This window comes from Chitinophaga japonensis, from assembly GCF_007830125.1.
GTDB classification, from domain to species: domain Bacteria; phylum Bacteroidota; class Bacteroidia; order Chitinophagales; family Chitinophagaceae; genus Chitinophaga; species Chitinophaga japonensis.
This window is the reverse complement of the sequence record NZ_VLLG01000005.1, coordinates 540,927-566,968: the sequence shown is the minus strand read 5'-3', so window position 1 is coordinate 566,968 and position 26,042 is coordinate 540,927. Positions and strand designations below refer to the sequence as shown.

General features: G+C 53.7%; 21 protein-coding genes. 13 read left to right on the top strand and 8 right to left on the bottom strand.

The window, feature by feature from the left end:
* Positions 1 to 129: 129 nt before the first annotated feature.
* Positions 130 to 1,077, bottom strand: a complete 948-nt coding sequence (locus LX66_RS23655; protein WP_145718046.1) for a helix-turn-helix domain-containing protein — start codon at positions 1,075 to 1,077, stop codon at positions 130 to 132.
* 45 nt (positions 1,078 to 1,122) lie between these two features.
* Between LX66_RS23655 and LX66_RS23650 the strand changes: the two genes are divergently transcribed.
* Together LX66_RS23650 and LX66_RS23645 are read left to right on the top strand one after the other, a co-directional pair.
* Complete coding sequence (locus tag LX66_RS23650) at positions 1,123 to 2,523, top strand: sensor histidine kinase (protein ID WP_145718044.1); 1,401 nt, start codon at positions 1,123 to 1,125, stop codon at positions 2,521 to 2,523.
* A gap of 106 nt (positions 2,524 to 2,629) precedes the next feature.
* Complete coding sequence (locus tag LX66_RS23645; RefSeq protein WP_145718042.1) at positions 2,630 to 4,294, top strand: FAD-dependent oxidoreductase; 1,665 nt, start codon at positions 2,630 to 2,632, stop codon at positions 4,292 to 4,294.
* Positions 4,295 to 4,309: 15 nt separating this feature from the next.
* Here LX66_RS23645 and LX66_RS23640 read toward each other — a convergent pair whose 3' ends face one another.
* Positions 4,310 to 5,185, bottom strand: coding sequence for an RHS repeat domain-containing protein (locus tag LX66_RS23640; protein WP_145718040.1), 876 nt, complete (start codon positions 5,183 to 5,185; stop codon positions 4,310 to 4,312).
* 78 nt (positions 5,186 to 5,263) lie between these two features.
* Here LX66_RS23640 and LX66_RS23635 point away from each other — a divergent pair, with 78 nt between their 5' ends.
* The 4 genes from LX66_RS23635 (at position 5,264) to LX66_RS23620 (ending at position 8,025) form a co-directional block, all read left to right on the top strand.
* A complete protein-coding gene (locus LX66_RS23635; RefSeq protein ID WP_145718038.1) occupies positions 5,264 to 6,274 on the top strand; it encodes a DUF3667 domain-containing protein in 1,011 nt (336 codons plus the stop codon).
* Positions 6,275 to 6,282: 8 nt separating this feature from the next.
* Positions 6,283 to 7,062: an enoyl-CoA hydratase-related protein gene (locus LX66_RS23630; RefSeq protein WP_145718036.1), complete on the top strand. Its 780-nt coding sequence runs from the start codon at positions 6,283 to 6,285 to the stop codon at positions 7,060 to 7,062.
* Between the two features lie 61 nt (positions 7,063 to 7,123).
* Positions 7,124 to 7,648, top strand: coding sequence for a hypothetical protein (locus LX66_RS23625; RefSeq protein ID WP_145718034.1), 525 nt, complete (start codon positions 7,124 to 7,126; stop codon positions 7,646 to 7,648).
* Between the two features lie 62 nt (positions 7,649 to 7,710).
* Positions 7,711 to 8,025 carry a hypothetical protein gene (locus LX66_RS23620; RefSeq protein WP_145718032.1) on the top strand — a complete coding sequence of 105 codons (315 nt, stop codon included), beginning with the start codon at positions 7,711 to 7,713 and terminating at the stop codon, positions 8,023 to 8,025.
* Between the two features lie 4 nt (positions 8,026 to 8,029).
* On the opposite strand, the gene LX66_RS23615 is transcribed toward LX66_RS23620, so the two are convergent.
* Positions 8,030 to 10,282 (bottom strand): Tex family protein, encoded by a 2,253-nt coding sequence (locus LX66_RS23615; protein WP_145718030.1) that lies wholly within the window; start codon positions 10,280 to 10,282, stop codon positions 8,030 to 8,032.
* A 177-nt stretch (positions 10,283 to 10,459) separates the two neighbouring features.
* On the opposite strand from LX66_RS23615, the gene mazG reads away from it, so the two are divergent.
* The 3 genes from mazG to LX66_RS23600 all read left to right on the top strand — a co-directional run bounded on the left by mazG (position 10,460) and on the right by LX66_RS23600 (position 16,510).
* On the top strand, positions 10,460 to 11,230 hold the full coding sequence (gene mazG, locus LX66_RS23610) for a nucleoside triphosphate pyrophosphohydrolase (protein WP_145718028.1): 771 nt from the start codon (positions 10,460 to 10,462) through the stop codon (positions 11,228 to 11,230).
* On the top strand, positions 11,227 to 15,018 hold the full coding sequence (locus tag LX66_RS23605; RefSeq protein WP_145718027.1) for a sensor histidine kinase: 3,792 nt from the start codon (positions 11,227 to 11,229) through the stop codon (positions 15,016 to 15,018). The genes mazG and LX66_RS23605 overlap by 4 nt, the downstream gene beginning before the upstream one ends.
* A gap of 184 nt (positions 15,019 to 15,202) precedes the next feature.
* Positions 15,203 to 16,510: a hypothetical protein gene (locus tag LX66_RS23600; protein ID WP_145718025.1), complete on the top strand. Its 1,308-nt coding sequence runs from the start codon at positions 15,203 to 15,205 to the stop codon at positions 16,508 to 16,510.
* A gap of 43 nt (positions 16,511 to 16,553) precedes the next feature.
* Here the strand turns inward: LX66_RS23600 and plsX are convergent, their stop codons facing one another.
* The 3 genes from plsX to LX66_RS23585 all read right to left on the bottom strand — a co-directional run bounded on the left by plsX (position 16,554) and on the right by LX66_RS23585 (position 18,433).
* On the bottom strand, positions 16,554 to 17,498 hold the full coding sequence (gene plsX, locus LX66_RS23595) for a phosphate acyltransferase PlsX (RefSeq protein ID WP_145718023.1): 945 nt from the start codon (positions 17,496 to 17,498) through the stop codon (positions 16,554 to 16,556).
* A gap of 177 nt (positions 17,499 to 17,675) precedes the next feature.
* Positions 17,676 to 17,870: a 50S ribosomal protein L32 gene (gene rpmF / locus LX66_RS23590; protein ID WP_145718022.1), complete on the bottom strand. Its 195-nt coding sequence runs from the start codon at positions 17,868 to 17,870 to the stop codon at positions 17,676 to 17,678.
* Between the two features lie 26 nt (positions 17,871 to 17,896).
* On the bottom strand, positions 17,897 to 18,433 hold the full coding sequence (locus tag LX66_RS23585) for a YceD family protein (protein ID WP_145718020.1): 537 nt from the start codon (positions 18,431 to 18,433) through the stop codon (positions 17,897 to 17,899).
* 257 nt (positions 18,434 to 18,690) lie between these two features.
* Here LX66_RS23585 and LX66_RS23580 point away from each other — a divergent pair, with 257 nt between their 5' ends.
* Positions 18,691 to 20,760: an ATP-binding protein gene (locus LX66_RS23580; protein WP_158642740.1), complete on the top strand. Its 2,070-nt coding sequence runs from the start codon at positions 18,691 to 18,693 to the stop codon at positions 20,758 to 20,760.
* 10 nt (positions 20,761 to 20,770) lie between these two features.
* Here LX66_RS23580 and LX66_RS23575 read toward each other — a convergent pair whose 3' ends face one another.
* Complete coding sequence (locus LX66_RS23575; RefSeq protein WP_145718017.1) at positions 20,771 to 21,652, bottom strand: fructosamine kinase family protein; 882 nt, start codon at positions 21,650 to 21,652, stop codon at positions 20,771 to 20,773.
* Between LX66_RS23575 and LX66_RS23570 the strand changes: the two genes are divergently transcribed.
* Positions 21,594 to 22,760: a DUF3810 domain-containing protein gene (locus tag LX66_RS23570; RefSeq protein WP_145718014.1), complete on the top strand. Its 1,167-nt coding sequence runs from the start codon at positions 21,594 to 21,596 to the stop codon at positions 22,758 to 22,760. The genes LX66_RS23575 and LX66_RS23570 overlap by 59 nt on opposite strands.
* A gap of 87 nt (positions 22,761 to 22,847) precedes the next feature.
* Here the strand turns inward: LX66_RS23570 and LX66_RS23565 are convergent, their stop codons facing one another.
* A complete protein-coding gene (locus tag LX66_RS23565; RefSeq protein ID WP_145718012.1) occupies positions 22,848 to 23,795 on the bottom strand; it encodes an arginase in 948 nt (315 codons plus the stop codon).
* 257 nt (positions 23,796 to 24,052) lie between these two features.
* On the opposite strand from LX66_RS23565, the gene LX66_RS23560 reads away from it, so the two are divergent.
* Positions 24,053 to 25,192 carry an acyl-CoA dehydrogenase gene (locus LX66_RS23560; RefSeq protein WP_145718010.1) on the top strand — a complete coding sequence of 380 codons (1,140 nt, stop codon included), beginning with the start codon at positions 24,053 to 24,055 and terminating at the stop codon, positions 25,190 to 25,192.
* 169 nt (positions 25,193 to 25,361) lie between these two features.
* Positions 25,362 to 26,042 carry a YggS family pyridoxal phosphate-dependent enzyme gene (locus tag LX66_RS23555; RefSeq protein ID WP_145718009.1) on the top strand — a complete coding sequence of 227 codons (681 nt, stop codon included), beginning with the start codon at positions 25,362 to 25,364 and terminating at the stop codon, positions 26,040 to 26,042.

Genomic DNA, 26,042 nt, shown 5'->3' with positions numbered 1-26,042 from the left:
TGTCTGTCTTTTTCTTTTTGTAGCTGCTTGGATCAGATTGTACAAAATTAGTGCCGGACAAGCGCGTCATCAACGCCAATAAGCTGGTTTAAAGGACCAATTTTACGGTATGCTTTTTCCCGGGGCGCATTACTTGTTATCCGCTTTATAGGCGGAAGGGCTGAGGCCCGCAAAGTGCTTGAAAAAACGGCTGAAGTGGGAGCTGGTGTCAAAGCTGAGCTGCTCCGCAATTTCCTTGATGCTGCAGGAGGAGGTGCGCAGCAGGTACTGCGCCTCCAGGAAAATGCGCTTGTGGATGATGGTCAGCGCGTTCTCTCCCGTTTCCTCTTTTACCTGCTCGCCCAGGTGGTTGGCGGAAACATGCAGCATGTCTGCATACTGCTGTACGGTGCGCACGGTGTGAAAATGTTCCTCCACCAGCTTTTTAAAGGCGGCCACCAACTGGAACTTACGTCCCGTGCGTCCCACGGTCTGCTGCAGGGCCCTTTCATGGCTGCGGTTGACCTCGAAGAGCAGCTCCACCACCAGCAGCCGTACTACCTGCAGGTAAAACAGGTGCGCGCGCTGGTATTCCTGCGCTATCTTTTTAAACAGCCCCCGTATCACCTTAAACTCGTTGTCATCCAGGTGGTAAACAGGCGGATGCTCGGAAGGAAGCTCCAGCAGCGCATCCAGGATATGCTCCTTGATGAAGGTATTGGCAATAAAGGCGTCCCTGAACAATATCATGTACAGCAGCAGGTCGTCGGATGCGTTTTCAAAGGAGTGAAGGTCCCGGGGAGAAACGATGTGTATGGACTGCGGTATTACCTGGAAAGTATGCGGCCCCACTGTTTTGGAGCAGTGCCCCCGTATGCACAGTATCAGTGCGAAATGATCTGTCCTGATGGGTTGGCTGCTTTTCACGCCGCCTTCGTTGCTCAGTATGGCGAAATCGTGTGAGGGGGGCAGCTCCCCGTACTTGTCAATGCCAAAGCTTTGCGGCGCCTGGCCTGCTGTCGATAAAAAATACCGGATCGATCCGTTTATATCCAATCTTGCTGTGTCCTTGCTCATGATGCTGATGAATCCTGTCAAGTCGCAAAATTAACTAACTTTAGCCTATCAAAGCACCGCATTTTCATGGATAAAGTTACTGTAGACTGGCTTCAGTCCATTGAAGCCATCAAGGATGTTCCTGCTGATCAGCTTCAGTGGTGGATCGATAACAGCGAGCATTTTGTGCTCCCGGCAGAGGAGGCCTTGTTCCGGCCGGGCGAGCGGATACGGGGCACCCTGGTGGTAGTGTCCGGCCGCATAAAAGCCTACCTGCAGCAGAGGGACGGGCAGGAGTTGGGCATATGGGCGCCGAAAAGCATTACGGGGTACCTGCCTTTCTCCCGCCTGAAAACATCCGTTGCCTACGGAATGGCCCTGGAAGATACGCAGCTCATGCTGCTGCCTTCAGAAAAAATGCCGCAACTGATCCGTGCGCACTATGAGCTCACGCAGGCGCTGGTGCATATCATGACGGACCGCGTGCGGGAATACACTTCCCTGCAGTTACAGAGCGAAAAAATGATGGCGCTGGGCAAGCTCTCCGCCGGCCTGGCGCATGAGCTGAACAATCCCGCAGCCGCCGTGGTGCGCGGGGCCGTGTCCTTAAAGCAGCACCTGCAACTGGTGCCGGATACCTTCAGGAAGCTCACGGCCATACAAATGAGCCCGGCGGATGTGGATATTGTAAATAATAAATTGTTTGCCATCCTTAGCCAGGAAGCCAGGCCCGCGCTGTCCATGATGGAACGCTCGGAAAAGGAGGAGGAGCTGCTGGATTGGCTGGACCAGTACGAGATAGAGAACCGGGAGGAGATCGCCGAGAACTTCGTGGACTTTGGCTTTACCGCTGCAGACCTGGACGAGTTCATGCAGCATATCCCGCAGGCGCACATTTCGCCGGTGTTCAACTGGATCAACAGCAACCTGATCACGGAAAGAATGGTGACCGATATCGAGGAAGCCTCCCGGCGTATAGCCACACTGGTAAGCTCCGTCAAGAACTTTACCCATATGGACCAGGGGCAGGACAAGCAACTGACCGATATTCACAGCGGCATAAAGAACACGCTCACCATCCTGCAGCACCGCCTGCGCAAAGGCAATATAGAAGTCGTGCAGCACTTTGACACCAGCCTGCCGCCTGTAAAAGCTTATATCGGCGCGCTGAACCAGGTATGGACCAACCTGATCGACAATGCCCTGGACGCCATGGAACCTGCCAAAAAAGGAGTGCTGGAAATACGAACGGAAAAAGACCATGACTGTGTGCTGGTGTCCGTAACAGACAACGGAGCTGGCATACCGGAGGATATCCGCTCCAGGATATTCGATCCCTTCTTTACCACCAAGGAAATAGGCAAAGGCACCGGGCTGGGGCTGGACATCGTATCCCAGATCGTGCGGCGGCACCGCGGTACGGTAAAGGTGCAGTCCGCCCCCGGACGTACACAGTTCACCGTTGCACTGCCAATTAATAATGAATAGTGAATAATTAATAATTAATAATCGTCACACTGGTGTTTCAACATCACACAATTGTTACTGGTATTATTAATTATTAATTTTTAATTTTCAACTCTTTTGAAAAAAGATGGAACTACCTTTAATCCTCTGTATAGATGATGATGCGCAGGTGCTGCGCGCTATTGTGCGGGATCTCAGAAGCCAGTACCGCGACAGCTACAAGATCATCAGCACCACCGTGGTGAATGAAGCGCTGGACAGCCTCCGGGAGCTGAAGAACAAGGGCGAGACCATCGCCATGTTCATCTCAGACCAGCGTATGCCTGAAATGGAAGGAGTGGACTTTCTCGAAAAAACAAAACAGTTCTACCCGGAAGCCCGCCGCGTGCTGCTTACCGCTTATTCCGACACCGATGCCGCGATCCGCGCCATTAACTCCGTGCAGTTGGATTACTACCTCGTAAAGCCCTGGGGCCCGCCGGAAGAAAAGCTGTATCCGGTTATCGACGACCTGCTGGACGACTGGCAGCACATTTACCGCCCGGCGTTCAAAGGCATAAAAGTAGTAGGCTACCAGTTCTCCCAGCAGTCCCATGCAGTAAAGGATTTCCTGGCCGGCAACCTGATCCCCTACCAGTGGCTGGATGTGCAGGCTACCGAAGAAGGCCCGCGCCTCCTGCAGTTGAACGGACTGGGACTGAAAGACATGCCCGTGGTGTTCTTCGAGGACGGGGCTTGTCTTGCCAATCCCTCCATTATGGATATTGCCGGCAAGGTAGGGCTGAACCCCCAGATCAAACATGACGTGTATGATGTGGTGATCATAGGCGCCGGCCCGGCCGGACTGGCGGCCGGCGTATACGGCGCTTCCGAAGGCCTGAAGACCCTGCTGGTGGAAAGGCGGGCGCCGGGCGGACAGGCCGGCACCAGCTCCCGCATAGAGAACTACCTGGGTTTTCCTACCGGCCTGAGCGGGGCAGACCTTACCCGCCGCGCCATTACGCAGGCTACCCGCCTGGGCACGGAATTCATTACGCCACAATCTGTAAAGGATATCCGCCAGAAAGACGGCTACAAGAAAATTATCCTGGAAGATGATACGGAAGTGAATACCCGCAGCGTGATCATCACTACCGGGGTGGATTACCGCAAGCTGGAAACCAAAGGTATTGCGGATTTTACCGGCGCCGGCATCTATTATGGCGCGGCCATGACGGAAGCAGCCGCCTGCAAGGACAAGGAAGTGTTCATCGTAGGTGGGGGCAACTCCGCCGGCCAGGCCGCCATGTACCTTTCCAAATTTGCCCGCAATGTGCACATCCTGATCCGGAAGGAAGATCTTTCCAGCACCATGTCCGCCTACCTGATAGAACAGATAAAGGGCACCCCGAATATCCACATAAGGCCCAAAACGGAAATTGCGGAAGCCATGGGATCAGACCGGCTGGAGCAGTTGGTGTTGCTTAACCTGGAAACCGGGGAAAAACAAACCGAGCCGGCAGACGCGCTCTATATATTCATCGGCGCCAGGCCCTTTACGGACTGGATCACACCCGATATCCTGCGGGATGAGAAAGGATTTATTGAAACCGGCCGCCAGTTGAAGAACTATGAGCACTTTGGCAAGATATGGAAGCAGTCCCGCGATCCCTACCTGCTGGAAACCAGTTGTCCCGGCATCTTTGCCGCCGGCGATGTGCGCGCAGGCGCCATGAACCGCGTGGCGGCCGCCGTAGGGGAGGGCTCCATGGCCATCAGCTTCGTGCACAAGTACCTGGCGGAAGTGAAGTAATGTGCGGTGCGCACATCAGTTAAATTCATACTTATACCGGATCATGCCCAGCAGCTCCTTGCCTTTGCCGTAGCATTCCTCGCGCTCCGGCAGCCCGTTGTCGCTGTAATGGTACCGCCAGATCGTATAATCTGATCTTTCGGCATTGACGGTGGTCATCTGCACCAGGCGCTGCTGCGCATCGTACTCGAACATATAGTCAGGCAGCATGCGTTTCCTGCCCGGGTGGTAGCGCAGCACATCCGTGAGTTGCCCCTGCTGGTCATAATTATAATAGATGCGGGGGCTGTACAGGTTTTTGCCGTAGGCCTGTTCTTCCGTCACCCGGCCCGCAGTGTCTGTTTTGAACAACACCAGGGTGGAATCCGCCCCGCCCATGCTTTTCCGGTATACCATGCGTTCCAGGTGGCCCTGCCCGTTATAGCTGTAGTGGCGGGTTTCGGTAACGCGGAAGGGATTGTCCATTCCCTGTGCTTTGGATACCGAGCGTACCTCCGTGAGCCTTCCTTCCGGGTCATAGCGGTACTGTATGGTGGTAAGGCTGCTTGCTGTACTGTCCACGGTTTTGGTCAGCAGTCCCCGGGAAGAGAAGGTGGAGGTCATTACAGAAAGTCCGGTAGCGCGGGATTGCGTTATGGAGCGCATCTGCCGGTAATCGGCCGACAGCAGGCGCTGGCACCTGAAATCATTGTCTGTTTCCATGCGGGCGTCCAGGCTTTGCACCAACTGCGTGCGCACATGCTGCGCTTTCAGCAGGGCCATGTTCCTGCCGGTTTGCCCGGTACTGTAAATATCCTGGTAGTAATATTGCGCGGCGCCTCTTTCTGCCGCCAGGAGCAGGAGCAGGACCGGTAAATAACGTTTGCCTTGTAGCTTGAAGAGAGATCGCATAATTTGTATAAACGGTGACAAAAGTAATAACATATGAAAATAGTTTTGCTATTTTTAAGCCCCTAACCCAATGATCGCTTGAAAACACAACCTTTGCGGCAGGATAAGCACTGCCTGAACTGTGGAACGGAAGTTCCGGAAAGATATTGCACGCATTGCGGCCAGGAGAACGCCGTAACGCATGAATCTTTCGGGCATCTCGTTAAACATTTTGTGGGGGATGTGCTGCACTACGATTCGCAGTTCCTGACCACCCTGAAGTACCTGCTCTTCAGGCCGGGCCGTCTTACCAAAGAGTATATCGCCGGGCGCAGGGCCGCTTATGTGAATCCCATCAAGCTGTATATTTTTATCTCCTTTATCTTTTTCCTGCTCCTGGCAATGATCCCGAACGGACAGGGGCACGGGGAGGGCGGGCACAATAAAGTGTCCATAGAAAAAGGAGGGGACCCGGTGCCGGTGGTGCTGGATGCACTTACCGCCGTGGACGATACCCTGCAGAAAGTGCTGGATGAGGGGGGCGTGCACCGTAAGGATTCCCTGATCGTGGTAACGGGCCTGCCGGGTGCAAAAGGCAGATACCGTACCCTGCATGAATATGATTCCGTGCAGCAGCAGTTGCCGGCAGACAAGCGGGACGGCGCCCTGGAGCGCCGGCTCAGGCGGCGGACGCTGGATATGAAAGAACATTACGAGGAAGGCAGCTTCTGGGAAGCTATCAAGCACCACGGCCCCAAGCTGATGTTTGTGCTGCTGCCGCTGTTTGCGCTGTTCCTGAAGGGGATCTATAACTGGAAACGCTGGTATTATACGGACCATGCCATTTTTTCCCTGCACCTGCACTGCTTTGCGTTCATCGTGCTGATGCTGGCGCTGCTGCTGGACCACTGGTTCAGCGACTCGGATACCTTTACCGGCTACGGGCTGCTGCTGATCTTCGGGTACCTGGTGTTTGCGCTGCGAAACGCTTACGGGCAGTCATTCCTGCGTTCGCTCTGGAAAGGGACGGTGCTGATGTTTGTTTATGGCATTTCTTTTGCGTTCGTGTTTGCCTTTTTTGTATTGCTGCTATTTGCCGTAATTCTGTAAATTTAGTAATGCAACCGGAATTCCTGATCATACACCAACAGGTGGCAACCCATGTTGCCCATATTCAATTGAACCGCCCCGAAGCACTGAATGCACTGAACCTGCAATTGATGTCGGAACTGAAAGACGCCCTGAAGGCGCTGGACGCCGATCCCCAGGTACGGGCGGTGGTTTTAAGTGGCAATGAAAAAGCATTTGCAGCAGGGGCGGACATTACACAAATGGCGGGCAAGAGCGCCATTGACATGTACAACACGGACCAGTTCAGCACCTGGGACGCTATCAAAAAAACAAAGAAACCCCTGATCGCAGCCGTCAGCGGCTTTGCCCTGGGCGGGGGATGCGAGCTGGCCATGCTGTGTGACATGATCGTAGCCAGCGAAACGGCCCGTTTCGGACAGCCGGAAATAAAGATCGGCGTAATGCCCGGTGCAGGCGGCACCCAACGCCTTACCCGGGCTATCGGGAAGGCCAGGGCCATGGAAATGGTGCTGACCGGCCGCTTTATTACCGCGGAAGAAGCGCTGGCCGCAGGCCTGATCAACCGGGTAACGCCCGTAGCGCTCTACCTCGAAGAAGCGGTGAAGCTGGCGAAAGAAGTAGCCGTAATGAGCCCCCTGGCTGTAAAAATGGCCAAAGAGGCGGTGCTCAAAGCGTTTGACAGCTCCCTGGAAGAGGGGCTGCACTTTGAGCGCAGGAATTTTTACCTCTTATTCGCATCCGAAGACCAGAAAGAAGGCATGCAGGCTTTTCTGGAAAAGCGTGCGCCGGCCTTTAAAGGCGAGTAGCCGGCCGTTTACGGCAGGCGGCTGATTAATGACATTTATAATGAGTATTGTAACCATGACTATGAGAAAGCTCCTGCCTTCACTGCTGGCCACCTGTGTGCACATGTGGGCATGCGAACAACCTGTTGCCAGGAAAGAAAGAACGCATACCCCGGAAAAAGCAAGCAACGCGCCTTCCGCAGATACCATGATCCCGGCCAGTGACACCGTTATTACCAATGAAGTTACCTCCTGGAGCCGTTTTGAGGATTATACCGGCCGCTATGCAGGAGAAGTGGATTTGCTGGAGAAAGCGCCCCTGAAACAGCGTTTCCGGGACCTGCTGGGCAGGGATACGGCAGCCTTTATGCGCCGGTACCAGGTGGCGCCCCCCATAGAGGTGGAAGGCGGCATCCTTTTTAACGAGGGCTGCAGGCCCCATCATTGTGCTTCCGATGAAGCTGCCCTGGCCATTGATATGAACCGCGATATCATCTATGCCGGTATCGCCATTGACGGCAAGGTGAAGATCTATGCTGAAAAGGGGGATACGGCCGCGCCCCAGCCCCTGAAGGAATGGCAGCAGAAATTTGCAAGGCGCCCCTGAAGCAGGCTGCTGTGCTATTGCAGTGGGATCGGCTAACTTGGGTTTCCTTAAAATGTTACACCATGAAACCGATCCGCCCATTCCTGTTCCTGCTGGCGCTGGCCACAGGCATTATGGCTGCCGTTGCCGGCGCCCGTGTTACGCCCTGGATCTATATTGATCCGCAAAGCGACGGCACTTACACCCGCATACCGGGCGCCAGTTATAACCTGCGCTATTGCCAGCCACATGCCGGCACCTACTGCTTTTACGGCACTACCAACGGCAACCTGCCCACTACGCTCACCCAACAGCAGGTAGATGCGTATGTGAGCAACGGCGTACTGTCCGCCCATTATCCCGACAGGAGATATGAGCCGCTGATCGCTGTAGAGTGAATTATTAATTGAACTTCTTCTTCAGCTCCATCAGCTTGGCCTGGAAATCATTCAGGGGCGCTGCCTGCTTGTTGGCCGGTTTGTCCCTTCTTTCCCTGCGCTGGCCGCCGCCTCCGCCGCCGGCAGGCGCTTCGTTGTCCTTCATGGACAGGGAAATGCGCTTGCGGGCCGGGTCTACTTCCAGCACGGTGACTGTTACTTTCTGGTTCAGCTTCACCACCTCGTTGGGATTGCTCACAAACTTGTTGGACAGGTGGGAGATGTGCACCAGGCCGTCCTGTTTCACGCCAATGTCCACGAAAGCGCCGAAGGCGGTAATGTTGGTCACTACGCCGGGCAGCGTCATGCCGGGCTTCACGTCCTCGATCTTGTGGATGCCTTCCGCGTACTCAAAGATGGAGATCTCGTCGCGGGGATCGCGGCTGGGCTTGTCCAGCTCCTTCATGATGTCCTCCAGGGTCAGCAGGCCTACTTCTTCGCTCACGTATTGCTTCAGGTCTATCTTTTTGCGCAGGTCTTCCTTGCCCATCAGGTCGGGTACGGTACATTGCTGCTGGGCGGCCATGGCTTCTATCAGGGCATACCTTTCCGGGTGCACGGCGGAGTTGTCCAGCGGGTTGTCGCCGTTCTCGATGCGCAAAAAGCCGGCGCACTGCTCAAAAGCCTTGTCGCCAAGGCGGGGCACTTTTTTCAGCGCGGCCCGGTTGCGGAAAGCCCCGTTCTCCCTGCGGTACTTTACGATGTTCTCCGCCAGGGAGGGCCCCAGGCCGGAAATGTAAGCCAGCAGGTGCTTGGAGGCCGTATTCAGGTTCACGCCTACCATGTTCACGCAGCTCACCACTACGCGGTCCAAGCCCTGTTTCAGGTGCGACTGGTTCACGTCGTGCTGGTACTGGCCTACGCCAATGGACTTGGGATCTATCTTCACCAGTTCCGCCAGCGGATCTATGAGCCGGCGGCCGATGGATACGGCGCCGCGCACGGTTACGTCGTGGTCCGGGAATTCCTCCCTCGCTACCTCGGAGGCGGAGTATACGGAGGCCCCGCTTTCATTGACCATGAACACGGTGATCTTGGCGCCGAAGTCGATCTTCTTCACAAATTCTTCCGTTTCGCGGCCGGCGGTGCCGTTGCCCACGGCAATAGCGGCGGTGTTATATTGCTTTGCCCATTTTTTCAGCAGGGCTTCGGCATCGTCGCGTTTATAATTCTTTTCCAGGGGGAAGATCACGTCATGGTCCAGCATATTGCCCTGTTCGTCCAACGCTACCACCTTACAACCGGTGCGGTAGCCGGGGTCAATGGCGATCACCGGCTTGGGGCCCAGGGGAGCGGCCAGCAGCAACTGCCGCAGGTTCTCGGCAAACACGTCAATGGCTTCTGTGTCCGCTTTCTCCTTGGCCAGGGAGCGGAACTCGTTCTCGAGGGAGGGGCGCAACAGGCGTTTATACGCATCCGTTACGGCCTTGCTCATGTGCCCGCTGCTGGCATTGCTGCCTTTTATGAACTGCTTGCTGATAATGTCCACTGCTTCTTCTTCCGCCGGTGCGATGGTGGCGTAGAGGAAGCCTTCTGCTTCGCCGCGCAGGATGGCCAGCACGCGGTGGGAGGGGATGGCGGGCAGCTCTTCTTTGAAATCAAAATAATCCTTGTACTTGTTGCCTTCGGCTTCCTTGCCTTCCACCACTTTGGAGGTGAGCACGGCAGTATGGGTAAAGAGTTTGCGCAGCTTGTCGCGCAGCTCGGCGTTCTCGTTGATCCACTCGGCAATGATGTCGCGGGCGCCTTTCAACGCCTCGTCGGCAGAAGCCACTTTGTCATTTACATATTGTTCGGCCAGGGCGTCCGGTGTGGCTTCCTCCTGCTCAAAGATGGCTTTGGCCAGCGGCTCCAGTCCCTTTTCAATAGCCACCGTAGCGCGGGTTTTGCGTTTGGGCTTGTAGGGCAGGTAAATGTCCTCCAGTCCCGTCAGGTTCCAGGTGCCTTCCAGTTTTTCCAGCAGCTCGGGCGTCATTTTTTCCTGTTCCGTAATGGTCTTGATGATGAACTCCCGGCGTTCATCCACCTCCTGGTAACGCTTTTTGAGGTCTTCAATCCGGCTGATCTGCACTTCATCCAGGCTCCCGGTCACCTCTTTCCGGTAGCGGCTGATAAAAGGTACGGTAGCACCTTCTGCCAACAAGTTCATGGTATTCTCCGCCTGCCTGGCCGAGATACCTAATTCTGTTGAAATGAGCGCGATGTGTTTGGTGTTCATCGAATTAATTAACAATGAATAATGAATAATGAATAAATATGGCCCTTATGCCGGGCCGGGCGCAAATGTAATTAAATTGGCATTTTTGGCAACGGAAAGTTGTTAACAGCTCCTATCCATCTGCACATCTGCATATCCGCACATTTGCACATTCACTTTATTTCCTATTTTTAGCCCATGGAAACGCAAACGAACGCCTCCTTCGACCGCTTGCTGCAGATCATGGACGACCTGCGGGAAAAATGCCCCTGGGACCGGAAACAGACCCTGCAGTCATTGCGGCAGCTCACCATCGAGGAAATGTACGAGCTGGCGGATGCCATTACGGACAACGACTGGAAGGCCATTAAAGAAGAGCTGGGCGACCTCCTGCTGCATATCGTTTTCTATGCAAAGATAGGCGCTGAACAGCAGCAGTTCACCATACAGGATGTGATCAGCGGCATCTGCAACAAGCTCATCCACCGCCACCCGCATATCTATGGAGATGTGCAGGTGGAGAACGAGGAGCAGGTAAAGCAGAACTGGGAAAAGCTGAAGCTGAAAGAAGGCAAAACCTCCGTGCTCAGCGGCGTGCCCGTATCCCTGCCCGCCCTGGTAAAGGCCATGCGCCTGCAGGAAAAGGCCAAACAGGTAGGCTTTGAATGGGACAATACCCAACAGGTATACCATAAGGTGCAGGAAGAGCTGCAGGAACTGGAGGAAGTAGTGGAAGCCGGCCGCCCCGATGATATAGAGGCGGAGTTCGGGGACCTGCTGTTCTCCCTGGTCAACTACTCCCGTTTCCTGAAAGTGGACGCCGAGAATGCGCTGGAGCGCACCAACAAGAAATTCACCCGCCGTTTCCAGCAGATGGAGGCCATGGCCCGGGAGCAGGGCCGCCAGCTCTCTGAAATGACCCTGGCAGAGATGGATGGAATGTGGGAGCAGGTGAAAGAAAAAGAATGAACCGGATGCTGGATATTAAGGAAATACGGATCTTCTTCCTGCGGCACGGGTACCTGCTGATCATTGCCGCCTGGTTATTCACCTTCGCTTTTTTATTCAGTAACTACTGGTCCTACTACTCCTCGCCGCAGGGAGTTAAGCGCAGCCTGGAGAAAAGCCTGCACCGGCGGGAGCTGTCGTTCAACGCCGTGGCGGAGGATACGCTGCTGATGAACCACCTGTTCCGGCGCACCTACAGCGAAGAAGAGCTGCACAAGCTGCAAAAGAAGGATTACTATGTATTTGCCTATGACAGCAGCGCTGCCGGCCGCTGGCTGGTATTCTGGAGCAACAACCTGGTGCAGCCGGAAGACAATATGCCCCTGCGGGAAGGTTCCGGCTTTGCAAAGCTGAACAACGGGTACTACGAAGTGATCTGCCGCCCCCTGCCCTCGCCGGCCGGCCACCAGCGCTACCTGGTAGGGCTGATACCCGTGATGCTGGAATACAGCATCAGCAATGATTACCTGGTAGACCACTTTTACGATAAGCCCGTCCTGGGCCGGGAATACGCCATTCACCTGCGCCCGCCGGGCATACCGGTGCTCAACCACAAGGATATCATCCTGTTCTACCTGCACTATGACCCGGCGCTCAATGCCCGCCCGCCCAACCTGCTCAGCGTGATCCTGCGGGTGCTGGGCTGTATCTGCGTGCTGATATTCATCAACCTTTTTGCCACCCTGCTGGCGCGGCATAAAAGTCCGCTGGTGGGTTTCCTTTTCCTGCTGTTCATGGTGCTGTCGCTCCGGGTGCTGAGCTACGTGTATCCCTTTCCGTTCAACCTGCGGGCGCTCAATATCTTTACGCCTTATATTTATGCCCGGAACGATATTTTCCCTTCCCTGGGCGACCTGCTGCTGAATGTGCTGCTCACCTTCTGGCTGCTGCTGTTCTTCCGGGAGCATGTAAAGGCCATCAACGCCCCGGCGCCTACCCGGAAATGGCAGCTATGGCTGGTCATCGCCCTGTCCAGCCTGGTGATGTACATTGTAGGGCAGTTCCTCTCCGAGCTGATACAGAGCCTGGTGATAGACTCCCGGATATCCTTTGACGTGACCAATCCCTTCAGCCTCAATGAATACAGTGTTATCGGCTTTATCATACTGGGCTTTATCGCCTTCAGCTTCCTGTTCTTTTCGCAGATCATCAATTCCCTGCTGAACGAGCTCACGCAATTTCACCATCGTACCAAATACATATTCCTGGCGGCGGTAGGCGTGGTGTGGCTGCTGTTCCGCCTGCACAACCCGGAGCTGCCCTATTTCATAGCCATGGTGGTATGGCTGCTGCTCTACGTGGTGCTGCTGGACCGGTTCACCTACGGGTTCAAGGACACGCTGGGTACGGCGCCTTTTGTTTTCTGGCTGGTGCTGCTCACCATTACCACCTCTGCCGTACTGGTATATTACAATAATAAAAAGGAGCTCACCCTGCGGGAGCGGCTGGCTGCAGACCTCTCCAAGCAGCGGGACCCCTACCTGGAAATGCTGCTCAATGATGTGAACCGGAACCTGGAAGATGACCTGCAGGTGTTCTATTTCCTCAATGATCACCGCAGCGGCAGCCAGTTGCCCCGGGAAAAAGTGGAGAACGGCCTGGTGCAGAAATACTTCAAAGGTTACCTGAGCCGGTTCAATGTTACTTTCTATTTTCTGGACGACAACGGGGTGCCCATATTCCCGGCGGATACCACCAGTTTCCATTCCCTGAACATGCAGGTGCTGAAGCGGTCGGGCAGGGTAGGGGCGGAAAGCGACCTTTATTATAAGGAACGCAGCTTCAACGACTACAGTTATATCGGCCACAAGGTGATCTACAGGGACAGCCTGGTCATCGGCGCCCTGGTATACGAGCTGACCCCGGCAGTGGTGAATCCGCAGAAGCTGTACCCGGAGCTGCTGGTGGACGGGGAGATCAATGACCCGGAAAAGGAATCTTCCACCGCCTATTCCTACGCCATTTATAATAAGGGCGTACTGGTCAATAATAACAATGATTTTGCCTTTCCCATCCGGCTTTATCCTGCCGACATACCAACGGCGGATGTAACGGTGCGGAAAATGAACGGCCACTCTATCCTGATCTATAAAGCCTCCCGCGACAAAATAGTGATGGTGGTAAAGGACAGCCGCAACTTCATAGAGTTCATTACCCTCTTTGCCTGGATGTTCTGCCTGTTCCTGCTCATCATTGTGATCTACCAACTGCTGGACCTGCTGATCAAGGCGCGCATGCGCATAGGGCCCCTGCGCTCCCTGGTGGACGTAAGCATCCGCAAGAAGGTGCACGGCACCATCATTTTCGTGGTGGTGTTTGCCTTCATCATACTGGGGGTGACCACGATCCTGTTCTTTATAGACCGCTCGGAAACGGAGAACCGTGAGCGCCTCAGCAAGACCATGAGCGAGGTGGCCCACGACGTGGAAAAGGAATTTTACTCCCAGCGCAATTTCGATGCGCTGGAAGACCTGTACGATCCCATTTTCCAGGCCGGCCTGCAGGCGTCCATGAGCGATATTGCGGAGGACCGGGCGCTGGATATCAATATCTACGACCGCGACGGGAACCTGCAGGTGAGCACCCAGCCGCTGATGACGGAAAAAGGGCTGCTGTCCCGCAAAATGGACCCGGAAGCCTATTTCCACATGTTCCGGCTGAACCGGATACAGTATATACAGAAGGAAAAGATAGGCAGCATGCAGTATTTTTCCGGCTACGCGCCCCTGCGCGACACCACCGGGGGCGTGTCTGCCTACCTCAATATTCCCTATTTCGCCACGCAAACGGAGCTGAACCAGCAGATCTCCAACTTCCTGGTAGCGCTGATCAATTTCAACGCTTTCATTTTCCTGATAGCCGGCATGCTGGCCCTGATCATTACCAACTCCATTACCCGGTCCTTCTCGCTGGTAACGGAAAAGCTGCGCCATGTAAGCCTGGGCCAGCGCAATGATGAGATAGAATGGGACAAGGACGACGAGATCGGCGCGCTGGTAAAGGAATACAATAAAATGGTGCGCAAGCTGGAAGTGAGCGCCGCCCGGCTGGCCAAGAGCGAAAGGGAAGGGGCCTGGCGTGAAATGGCCCGGCAGGTGGCCCACGAGATCAAGAACCCGCTCACGCCCATGAAGCTGAGCATCCAGTACCTGCAGCGGGCTATAGACAACGACAGCCCCAATGTAAAGCAGTTGACCAACAACGTGGCGCATACCCTGGTGGAGCAGATAGAGCATCTGTCCAATATCGCATCGGATTTTTCCGCCTTTTCCCGTATAGGCGAGGCCGTAAACGAGGAGATGTCCCTGAATGAAGTGCTGCACTCCCTGCACGCGCTGTACCAGGGGCAGCCGGGCTGCGAGATCGTGTATAACGAGCCTTTGGAGCAGTTCCGCATCTATGCGGATAAAACCCAGATGAACCGCCTGTTCACCAACCTGCTGCAAAACGCTATCCAGGCTATCCCGGAGAACAGGACCGGCCATATCGTGATGCGGATGGAAGCCGCAGCAGACCGGCAATGGGTGATCGTGAGCGTGCAGGACAACGGCGAGGGCATTTCCCCCGAGATACAGTCCAGGATCTTTGTGCCCAATTTTACCACCAAGAACTCCGGCACCGGCCTGGGACTGGCCATGTGCAAGAACATTGTGGAGCAGGCGCGCGGGGAGATCTGGTTTGAGACCCGGCTGAATGCCGGCACCACTTTTTATGTGAAGCTGCCGTTATACCCGGCCGCCGGCCAGTAGCTGCATTGATTGTTTTTTAGCTAATAAATATTTTTATTACCTTACATATATACTCCCGAAAGATACTGACCTATACTGATAGCCGTTGCTGCAGAAGTTGGCAATATGCCATCCCGGTATTTCCCACGCCGGGATAAAAAATGCTTATGTAAAACGCGAAAGTATACACGTAAACAATTCAACCATGAAACAATTAATTTCAGTGATCGCTTTTTGGGGGATTACACTGCAGGTAGCCGGGCAAAAACAGGCATCATCTTTCCGGGATAGCATTCCCTTTTATTTTAACGAGATCAGGTTAGCAGCAGAAGAATACCAGGCGCTCTGGAACAGGAACTTATATGGGGCCATGCTTTTCGTGGAGCCCCGGACCCGGGAGCTTTTTGCAAATGAGCCGGACACAGGAGGTGTTTTAAAGCCCGCTGGTGATATCTACGTGGGAATTTTACCGGATACGGAGAACATCGCAAATACCGCCATCAACTGGAGCGGGAAAAAGTGGGCCATGATCATGCTCCCGCTTCCCCGGGATAAGGAGGTCAGGATCAATCTGCTGGCCCACGAATTATTTCATAAGGCACAGCCTTCCCTGGGATTTACGCTTCATAACGCCGAAAATAATCATCTTGACAAGGAGAGCGGCAGGATCTACCTGCGGCTGGAACTGGAGGCGCTGAAAAAAGCGGTGGGCTCACCCACCAGCCAGGAGCAGCAGGAGCACCTGCGTAATGCGCTGGCGTTCAGGAAGTACCGCCGCCTCCTTTATAGCGGCGCAGATACGACGGAAAATCTGCTGGAGCTGAACGAGGGCATTGCGGAATTCACCGGCGAGATTATTAGTGGCAGGGATAAAAAGCAGGCCGCAGCGCATTTTATAAACGGTATCGACAAATTTTTCGGCAACCCTACATTTGTCCGTTCATTTGCCTACTATACCATCCCGGTGTATGGCTACCTGCTTTATAAGAGGAACAGGGACTGGAATAAGGAAATTACCACAAGCACCGACCTGACAGCATATTTTATGGACGCTTTTAATATCCGTGTGCCGGCAGACCTGGAAACGGTGACGGAAAGTATAGCAGGGAACTATAACGGGGAAACGATCATGAAAGAGGAAGCCATCAGGGAGGAGAAGCGGAAAAAGCTGGTGGCCGGCTACCGCCGCAGGTTTATTGAGCAGCCGCACTGTGAAATACAGTTCGAGAAAGTGAGCATTTCATTCGATCCCCGGAACATTGTGCCATTAGAAGATAAGGGATCGGTATATCCGAATATCAGGGTGACGGATGCCTGGGGTATCCTGACGGTGGAGGGCGGCGCGCTGGTAGCTCCGGGCTGGGACCGGATACTGGTTACCAATCCTACAGGCGCTGATGGTAAGAAAATAACCGGTGATGGCTGGACGCTCGAGCTGGCGGATGGATATACCCTGGAAAAAGATGAAGAGAGCGGTAATTATAAAGTAGCCAGAACCGGCAACAAGCCATAAAAGATGTGGCGGGCAGCACTGGCTGCCCGCCATATGAAAAACGTTATTGCTTCACAAAGCTTTCCCGGATATGATCCGGCAGCTTGCTGGCGATCATCTGCTGCGCCAGTACGATCATATTCTTGAAAGCAATGCCTTTTGAAATGCCGTGGCCGATGATCACCGGGTGGGACACGCCCAGCACGGGGGTGCCGCCGTAGCTTTCAAAATCAAACTGCTCCAGGTATTCGTCTTTAATGTTGCGTCTTACCGCGATATCATGGAAGGACTCCGCCATTTTAAGCACTACGTTGCCGGTAAAGCCCTCGCACACGATCACGTCGGCGCGGGGATCGAAGATGTCGCGGCCTTCCACGTTGCCCACGAAGTTCAGCAGCGGGTGCTCCTTCAGCAGGGGATAGGTGGCCTGTGCCAGCAGGTTGCCCTTGCCTTCTTCCTCCCCGATGTTCAGCAATCCCACGGTGGGATTGTCGCGGCGGAGGATATACTTGGCGTACAACGAGCCCAGCACGGCAAACTGCACCAGGTTTTCCGGCTTGCAGTCCGCGTTAATGCCCACATCCAGCAGGAGGCCATAGCTGCCGTCTTCCCGGGGGATGGGGGTGCTGATCGTGGGCCTTTGCACGCCCTCGATGGCTTTTATGGAATAAAAGGTGCCTACCATCATGGCGCCGGTGTTGCCCGCGCTGATGAAAGCATCAATTTTACCGCTCTGTAAGAGATGAAAGCCGATGGCAATGGAGGATTGCTGTTTTTCTTTCAGTGCTTTGGTTGGGTGCTCATGCATACCGATTACCTGGGATGCATGGATCAAGGTATAGTTGGACGGGTCTATCCGGGCATCTGCCAGCAGGGGCTGCACCGCCTGCTCATCTCCGATCAGCACCAGGTGTACATCTGCCGCGCCATTTGCCAAAAATAATTTTACTCCTTTTACTGCTTCCAGGGGGGCAAAATCGCCTCCCATCATATCAAGCCCGATTCGCATGTAACTTTAATTTGTCTTATAGGGTAGTAGATATATAAAATTACGAACTACCATTTACAAATTAGGCGGCATGCAAAGGCTTAACGTATAAAATACATTCCACCCCTGCACCAGACGTAGTTCGCAATTGGTAATTCGTAATTATGCTGGCTTTGACATCAAAGTAAAATCGTCGGATTATTTCGTGCTGCCCTGTTTTTCCAGCACTACCTTGCCTTTGTAGTACAGCTTGTTCTCTACCCAGTGAGCACGGTGCCTCAGATGCACTTCCCCGGTTGCGCTGTCGGTGCTTAACGTATCCGCTACCGCCTTGTAATGCGTTCTTCTCTTCGCTGATCTTTGCTGAGAATGTCTGCGTTTAGGATTTGGCATTGTATTTAATTTTTAATTGTTCGTGTTTAGTTATCTCTGAATTTGTCCAGATCTTTCCAGATCGGGTTCTTTTTTTCGCCTTCCTGCTGGTTCATTTTTTCCAGCATTTCCAGCACTTTCGGATTACAACCGCTCTTACCGTTTGCGTCGTCCGGGTGGATGCGCTGCATGGGAATGCTGAGGTTGATGAACTCGTAGACCCAGTCTGCCACATTCAAATGGGACTCTGTCTTCGATATATACGTTACATCCGGGTCCTCATCGCCTTCCAGCTCTTCCGGGTTTTCCACCAGTTTCACTACCTGGTCAAAATCATCCCATAGTTGCAGCTCAAAAGGCTCCCCGCAGCGGTCGCAAGTTACGGTAACAGTACCGCCTATCTCGAATTTTAGCAGGAAAAAGCTGCTCTTCTTGTCAAATTGCAGTTTTACCGTTGCCTGTGCGTTACTAAAATCCTGCGGACCGTAATTTTCAAAAAAACTATCCGTAATTTGGTACTGAAAGGTATGTACTCCGGGCTTCAGTCCTACAAAGGCTATATCAAATTCTCGGAGTTGCTTCATCTGAAAAATAATTTAAAATTTCAGCGACCAGATGAAACTCGCGCAAAGTTATTTACTTTTAAGAAAGAACTAAGGCGCGTTTCATATTAATTTCAGTCCTCCACTTTTAGAGGGATGCAAAGGTAACTAAAATATTCGTAAATGTAAAAATTTACTAAATTTGTTGATTATCAATGTTGCCGGAGGGTATCACACGGCGCGCAGCATCTATCGCTATGAAGTCCTTACCAAATACCCCATTCCAGCAAAATAATACCATGAAGGCCAAAGTTAGAATGGGACACCGGAATATGCCATCTATGGACGCCGATATGCCAATTACGGATGTGGCGGCCGTATTTTCCCTGCCTTTGTCAGTATTGCTGCAGCACACCAACGCGGGTATCTTCCTCACCGATCCCAAACACCGCTTTATATGGGCTAATCCTGTTATTATCAATGCATTTGACCTGGGGCCGGAAGGGGCGCACGTGGTTAACCAGCCCTTTACAGCCGTGATCCGGTTCTTCCGCCGGCATGTAAAGGAGCCGGAGGCCTTCGAGGCCAAAATGAAGGAGCTGCGCCGCCGTAAAAAACCCTTTTTCGGCTGGGCCATTCCATTTACGGACGGGCGTATCCGGGAGGTAAGCTACATGCCCCTGCTGGAGAACGGCGTTTTCAAAGGCAGCGTATGGCAGATCGTGGACGTTACCCGGCACCGGGTGATGCAGCAGGAGCTGGAGCGGGCCCGGCAGGAGGCGGAGGAGGCCCAGCGCGCCCAGAAGGATTTCCTGGCCAACATGAGCCACGAGATACGCACGCCCCTCAATGCCATCATCGGCATGTCGCACCTGCTGGAAGAGACCAGCCTGGACGCCCGGCAGGAGGAATATGTAAAAACCCTGAAACATTCCTCCGGCATCCTGCTGGGGCTGATCACCGATATACTGGACCTGTCGCGCATAGAGGCCGGGGAATTGCAGGTAAACCAGCGGGAATTTAACCTGGGCGAGCTGATCCAGTCCTTAAAGCATACTTTTGAGCTGAAAATGGGCCAGCGGCCGGTAAAAATATCCGCCACGGTAGACGAGCGGCTGCAGCACCTGCTGGTAGGGGACGATACCCTGCTGAACCAGATACTGATGAATTTGTTGGGAAATGCGGATAAATTTACAAAAGAAGGCGAGATTGCCCTGACTGCAGAACTGGAAAGCTGGCAGGAGAACCGGATATGGGTGCGCTTCCGGGTATGCGATACCGGTATCGGCATCCGGAAGGACAAGCTGGAGCTGGTTTTCCAGAATTACAAGCAGGCGGAAAGGGAAATTCGCGAAATTTACGGGGGGACAGGCCTGGGACTGGCCATTGTGAAGCAACTGGTGGAAAGACAGGGGGGGCATATCCTGGTGGAAGAACAACCGGGCTTCAGAACTTGTTTTACATTTAATCTTCCGTTCATTGACACCAATAAGCCGGCCGAATCCGGCATACGGATGGGCAAAAGACGCCGGCATATCGATTTTGGGGGGGCAAAAGTACTGGTGATAGAGGATAATCCTATGAACCTGCGCTACATTATCAGCCTGCTGGAGCAGTACAATATCCAGTGCCAGTTGGCCACTAATGCCCCGGACGCCCTTTATTTCCTGGATTCGAGGTTGTATGAGCTGATCCTGATGGACATCCGCGTACCCGGTATGGACGGGTTTGAGCTGACCAAACGGATCAGGGGCGATGAAAAGCTGCCCAATGTAGCCACGCCCATCGTGGCCACCACGGCGGTAGCTATGGAAAGCACCGCTACCATGGCCCGGAATATTGGCATCACGGATATCCTGACCAAGCCTTATACGCCGGATCAGTTATTGCAGATCCTGAATAAATACCTGAACGAAAATGAGGATGAAACCGATTTATTAATGGAGGACGAAGAAGAACAATACCTGCATGGTTTCGAGTTCCACCAGGAGCTGAATGCAAAGTACCTGCGCGCTTTGTACGAGAACAATATTGCCTATGCCGCAGACCTTTTCGAGATATTCATCAAAACCATCCGGGGGGAGGTGCGCAAACTGGAGAATTTTGTGCAAAAGGGCGACCTGGACAGCCTGAAGATACAGGTGCACAAGTTGAAGCCCAATTTTGCCATGGTGGGCCTTACCTGGGTCAGCGACAAGATGCAGGAAATGGAGGACGTGCTCCGCGATGAGCTGACCCCCGCCACCCGGCCCCGGATAACGGCCCTGTATGCGGAAATATCCGCCGATATGAATAAATTTTTCCCCATCATAGAAGAGGACTTCCAGCGCATGCTGGAATTTATGAAAGAGCAGGGGGTAAAGAGGTAGCTGTTAGCTATCAGGTGTTTTCCCTCAGTATTTCCTTCACACTATCCACATAGCTGCCGCCAAACAGGAGCACATGCACCAGCAGGGGATACAACTGGCAAATGCCGATGCGCGCCTGCCAGCCGGTGGCCAGCGGGTACTGTTCCTGGTAGGCATGGTAAAAACGGTTGTCAAAACCACCGAAGAGACGGGTCATGGCCAGGTCCATTTCCCGGTGCCCGTAGTACACGGCCGGGTCGTAAATGCAGGCGCGCCCGTCGGGCCCAACCATAAAGTTGCCGGACCACAGGTCGCCATGGAGCAGGGCAGGCGGCTCTTCCGGGAATATGGAAGGCAGGCGCCTGCAGAGCTGTTCCACCTGCCCCAGGGCCGTTTTGTCCAGCAGGTGCCGGTCAAAAGCCTGCCGGGCCAGCGGCATCAGCCGGTTAAAGGCATAGAAAACGGGCCAACTGCTGAAAGGCGTGTTATATTGTTTCAGCGAGCCGATATAGTTGGATTCATAAAAGCCGAAATGGGATTGGGTATTCCGGTGCAGCCTGGCCAGGGAGGCGGCAAAGTTCTCCCAGAAATCCGGCACCGCGCCGCCCTTGTCCAGGAAAGTGGTCACCAGGAAAGCCCGGCCGTTGGCCTTGCCATGGCATACCGGCTGCGGCAGGGTAATAGCGGCGGTTTTACGCAGGGCTTCCAGGCCGCTGTATTCTTTGGCAAACATATCCGGGTAGCGCCGGGCATCATTCAGTTTCAGGAACCAGGCGCCTTCATTGGTTTCCAGTTTCCAGGTTTCATTAATATCTCCTCCGTGTATCCTTTCTGCGTGATTAATCTGTATTTTCATGCCCGATTGTGCGGACAGCTTGACAGACAATTCATGCAGCAATATGTCATCGGTCATCGTTCTCACCGGTTATTTCATTATGGAACAAAAAGCTATTATCAAAAGGACTGCCACCCGTATAGGGATAACAGTTTTAGGCCTGTTGTTGTTAAAGCTGTTATTCGCGGTAAGTGATGATTTTGCTCATTTCTACTTTCATAGGTTCTATATTTGGATAAGTGCTGTTTTCAGACGTGTAACAGGAATAGTGCCTTTCAGCGTCGGCGATCTAATATATACCGCCTGGGTTGTAACCGCCGTAATTTTTTTGTTAAAACTATGTTATAAAATGATCCGGGCACGCTGGCAGGAGGCTGGGCTGCACCTGCTGAGAGGGCTGGCTTTCGTGCTGAGCGTATACCTGGCCTTCCTGGTGCTGTGGGGCTACAACTACCGCCGGCACTCGCCTGCAAAGGAACTGGGCCTGCAGGTAAAGCCCTATACCACGGCCCAGTTGTACCGCCTGGCAGACACGTTGGTGCAGCAGGTGAACGGCTACAAAGCGGCCCTGGGCGATACCCTGGGCGTAACGCCCCCTGACCGGGACAGCGCGCAGATATTCCGCCGGGCGATACAGGCCTATCGCAAAGCGGAGACGCAATGGCCCTCGCTGCATTATGAATATCCTTCCATAAAACCGGCCCTGTTTGGCCGCTGGCTGAACTATATGGGGGTCACGGGGTATCTTAATCCCTTTACCAATGAGGCGCAGGTAAACACCACCACGCCTTTTTTTATGCGGCCGTTCACTACCTGCCATGAAATAGCGCACCAACTGGGCTACGCGCCGGAAGAAACCGCCAACTTCATCGGCTACCTGGCGGCCAGCCAGGCGCAGGATGTGCGTTTCCGTTATGCCGCGCATTTCGAGATGTTCCTGTACAGCACGGGACAGCTCTCCCGGCGGGACACCGCCCTGGCCCGGCAGGTATGGGAGCGGGCTGTGCCCGGCGTAAAGGCAGACTACCGGGTGCTGACGGATTTCTACAAAGCGTACCGGGGCCCGCTGGACGATTATTCCCAACTGATTTACGACCAGTACCTGAAAGCCAACAAACAGGAAAAAGGTATTTACAGCTATAGCGAAGTGGTGGGGTGGCTGATTGCTTATCTGCGCATTCAGTAATTAATAATTAAGAATTAATAATTAATAATCGTAACAATGGCGTTTCAATGAGCCACTGGTGTTACAGGTATTCTTAATTATTAATTATTAATTCAAAAGGAGCAGGTTCACGCTGCGCTGCAATATATTAAAAGCGATCTCCGCCATCAGGTTTTCCCGGTCCAGGGTGGGGTTTACCTCCGTGATCTCGAAGCAGCAGATCTTGCGGTGCTGCATGAACTTGGCGATCAGGTCCTCTGCCTCCCTTTCCCGCAGTCCGTTGCTCACCGGGGTGCCGGTGCCCCTGGAAATAGAAGCGTCCAGGCTGTCCACGTCAAAGGATACATATATGTAATCGCAATCGCTCAGGTAGCGGAATACGGAGCGGGAAACGTTTTCCGGGCCCTTGCGCCGCACTTCGCCGGTGGTAACCACCTTCATACCGTATTTCTTGATCAGGTGGTCCTCTTCCTTCTCATAGTCCCGCAGGGAAATGAACACGATATCTTCCGGCAGCACCTTGGGCGCTATCTTGCCGATGTGCTTCAGGGCGTTCCAGGTTTTGGCCGTATTCTCGTCCAGCTCATGCGCTTTATATTCCAGGTTGTCTTCCGCAATGGAAATGGCCAGGGGCATGCCGTGCATGTTGCCGGAAGGCGTGGTGTAAGGGGTGTGGAGGTCCGCATGGGCATCTATCCAGATCACGCCCAGCTTGGATTTGGGATGCGCCATTTTCAGGCCCGCAATGGTGGCCCCGGCCGTGCTGTGGTCGCCGGACAGCACTACGGGGAACCAGTTGGATTTTACGGTATCGCACACGCTTTTGCTGATACGCTCATACAGGTTATAAGTGCCTTTGATGCGCTTGGCAAAAGGGGATTCTATCGGTTCAAACAGCAGTTTATTTTCAGTTTCGATCACTTCGGAGGGAAAGTGCACAAAAAAGTTGCTCATGAAGTCCAGCGCCGCAATCTTGATAGCATCTATGCCCAGGCTGGCGCCCCGGGTGCCGGCCCCTATTTCCGATTTAACCTCAATGATTTTGATGTTCTTCATGCCGGCAAGCTACTGGATTTTTAATTCACCGGCCTAAGCCGCGGTTTGCGATGCTTTGCATAAAGCGGCGGGAAATACTGAATCAATTCCAATAAGGCTGCGCACTTGTAAGAATTTGTTCAACGTTTAGGGATGAATGATAAATAACATTGAATTTTAATGTGCTGACGATGCATGCGGCGATTTTTCCTACATTAGCACATTAACATATCAGCGCATCAGCTTATTAACAACACCGCATCAAAACAATTATTACTATGAATTTTCAACTTTCGGAAGAGCATTTAATGATACAGAAGGCCGCCCGTGACTTTGCCGTGCATGAGCTGCTGCCCGGCGTAATAGCGCGTGATGAGCAGCAAAAGTTTCCCGCCGAGCAGGTAAAGCAACTGGGCGAGCTGGGCTTCCTGGGCATGATGGTAAGCCCAACCTACGGCGGCGCGGGCCTGGACACTATTTCCTATGTGCTGGCTATGGAAGAGATATCCAAAATAGACGCCTCTACCTCTGTATGCATGAGCGTGAACAATTCCCTGGTATGCTGGGGCCTGGAAACCTTCGGCACCGAGGAGCAGAAACAAAAATACCTGGTACCCCTGGCAAAAGGGGAAGTGATAGGCGCCTTTTTACTGAGCGAGCCGGAAGCCGGATCAGACGCCACCTCCCAGCGTACCACCGCGGAGGACAAAGGTGATCATTACCTGCTGAACGGCACCAAGAACTGGATCACCAACGGCAATTCCGCCGGCACCTACCTGGTGATCGCCCACACGCACCCGGAGAAGGGCAGCAAGGGCATCAATGCCTTTATCGTGGAAAAGAGCTGGCCGGGTGTAACGGTAGGCGCCAAGGAGAACAAGCTGGGCATCCGCGGCAGCGACACCCACAGCATCATGTTCCAGGATGTGAAGGTACCGAAGGAGAACCGCATCGGGGAGGACGGCTTCGGGTTCAAATTCGCCATGAAAACGCTGGCCGGCGGCCGCATCGGCATTGCTTCCCAGGCGCTGGGCATTGCCAGCGGCGCTTATGAGCTGGCCCTGAAATATTCCAGGGAAAGAAAAGCCTTTGGCAAGGAGATCAGCCAGCACCAGGCCATCCAGTTCAAATTGGCGGATATGGCCACCCAGATAGAGGCCGCCCGCCTGCTTTGCCTGAAGGCCGCCTGGGAAAAGGATAACCACCTGGACTATACGCTGTCCAGCTCCATGGCCAAGGTGTTTGCCTCGGAAACCGCCATGTGGGTGACCACGGAGGCTGTTCAGGTGCATGGCGGCTATGGCTATGTAAAAGAGTACCATGTGGAGCGCCTGATGCGCGATGCCAAGATCACCCAGATCTATGAAGGCACTTCCGAAGTGCAAAGGATCGTGATCAGCAGGGCAATATTGGGTTAAATTCCAAATTCCAAATTCCAAATTCCAAAACCCAAATCCCAAATTCCAAACTGCTGACAAACACCAGTATAAAGGCGGTTTGCAGATTGTTCAGGGGATGCGTATCAATTTTGGAATTTCCCGATTTGGGATTTGGAATTTCCCGGTTTGGAATTTCTATTTTTGCACCATGTCTATCAACTTACCCGTTTACCAGCAGCTACAGGAGCAGTTGCAACCCTATGGCGCAAGGCTGGTAGCTGTTTCCAAAACCAAACCTGTAGCCGATATACAGGCGCTGTATGATGCCGGCCAGCGGGTGTTCGGCGAAAATTACGTGCAGGAGCTGGTGCAGAAGCAGCCGGCCCTCCCTGCAGATATTGAATGGCATTTCATCGGCCACCTGCAATCCAATAAAGTAAAGTACATCGCACCCTTCGTCAGCATGATCCATGCGGTAGACAGCCTGAAACTGCTGCAGGAGATCGGCAAACAGGCGGCCCGGCACGGGCGGGTCATAGACTGCCTGCTGCAGGTGCACATTGCCGAAGAGGAAACCAAGTTCGGCCTGGACGCCGCCGGGCTGGAAACGCTCCTCCGGGAATGGCGGCAGTTGCCCCCGCAGCATCATGTTCGTATAGCCGGCCTGATGGGCATGGCCACCAATACGGAAGATGCCGCGCAGGTACAAAAAGAATTCCGGCAGCTAAAAAACCTGCATGCACAGGTAAAAGCGAGCTATTTTGCCGGCCAGGACCATTTCCGGGAGCTTTCCATGGGCATGAGCGGCGACTACCGCCTGGCCCTGCAGGAAGGCAGCACCCTGGTAAGAATAGGAAGCATGATTTTTGGAGAAAGAAACTACATTTGA

Excerpts from the sequence above, each read along its gene's own strand:
- LX66_RS23650 (WP_145718044.1), top strand. The coding sequence starts at position 1,123 with ATGGATAAAGTTACTGTAGACTGGCTTCAGTCCATTGAAGCCATCAAG.
- LX66_RS23645 (WP_145718042.1), top strand. The coding sequence starts at position 2,630 with ATGGAACTACCTTTAATCCTCTGTATAGATGATGATGCGCAGGTGCTG.
- LX66_RS23640 (WP_145718040.1), bottom strand. The coding sequence starts at position 5,185 with ATGCGATCTCTCTTCAAGCTACAAGGCAAACGTTATTTACCGGTCCTG.
- LX66_RS23630 (WP_145718036.1), top strand. The coding sequence starts at position 6,283 with ATGCAACCGGAATTCCTGATCATACACCAACAGGTGGCAACCCATGTT.
- LX66_RS23625 (WP_145718034.1), top strand. The coding sequence starts at position 7,124 with ATGAGAAAGCTCCTGCCTTCACTGCTGGCCACCTGTGTGCACATGTGG.
- LX66_RS23620 (WP_145718032.1), top strand. The coding sequence starts at position 7,711 with ATGAAACCGATCCGCCCATTCCTGTTCCTGCTGGCGCTGGCCACAGGC.
- LX66_RS23615 (WP_145718030.1), bottom strand. The coding sequence starts at position 10,282 with ATGAACACCAAACACATCGCGCTCATTTCAACAGAATTAGGTATCTCG.
- mazG (WP_145718028.1), top strand. The coding sequence starts at position 10,460 with ATGGAAACGCAAACGAACGCCTCCTTCGACCGCTTGCTGCAGATCATG.
- LX66_RS23605 (WP_145718027.1), top strand. The coding sequence starts at position 11,227 with ATGAACCGGATGCTGGATATTAAGGAAATACGGATCTTCTTCCTGCGG.
- LX66_RS23600 (WP_145718025.1), top strand. The coding sequence starts at position 15,203 with ATGAAACAATTAATTTCAGTGATCGCTTTTTGGGGGATTACACTGCAG.
- plsX (WP_145718023.1), bottom strand. The coding sequence starts at position 17,498 with ATGCGAATCGGGCTTGATATGATGGGAGGCGATTTTGCCCCCCTGGAA.
- rpmF (WP_145718022.1), bottom strand. The coding sequence starts at position 17,870 with ATGCCAAATCCTAAACGCAGACATTCTCAGCAAAGATCAGCGAAGAGA.
- LX66_RS23585 (WP_145718020.1), bottom strand. The coding sequence starts at position 18,433 with ATGAAGCAACTCCGAGAATTTGATATAGCCTTTGTAGGACTGAAGCCC.
- LX66_RS23580 (WP_158642740.1), top strand. The coding sequence starts at position 18,691 with ATGAAGGCCAAAGTTAGAATGGGACACCGGAATATGCCATCTATGGAC.
- LX66_RS23570 (WP_145718014.1), top strand. The coding sequence starts at position 21,594 with ATGCCCGATTGTGCGGACAGCTTGACAGACAATTCATGCAGCAATATG.
- LX66_RS23575 (WP_145718017.1), bottom strand. The coding sequence starts at position 21,652 with ATGACCGATGACATATTGCTGCATGAATTGTCTGTCAAGCTGTCCGCA.
- LX66_RS23565 (WP_145718012.1), bottom strand. The coding sequence starts at position 23,795 with ATGAAGAACATCAAAATCATTGAGGTTAAATCGGAAATAGGGGCCGGC.
- LX66_RS23560 (WP_145718010.1), top strand. The coding sequence starts at position 24,053 with ATGAATTTTCAACTTTCGGAAGAGCATTTAATGATACAGAAGGCCGCC.
- LX66_RS23555 (WP_145718009.1), top strand. The coding sequence starts at position 25,362 with ATGTCTATCAACTTACCCGTTTACCAGCAGCTACAGGAGCAGTTGCAA.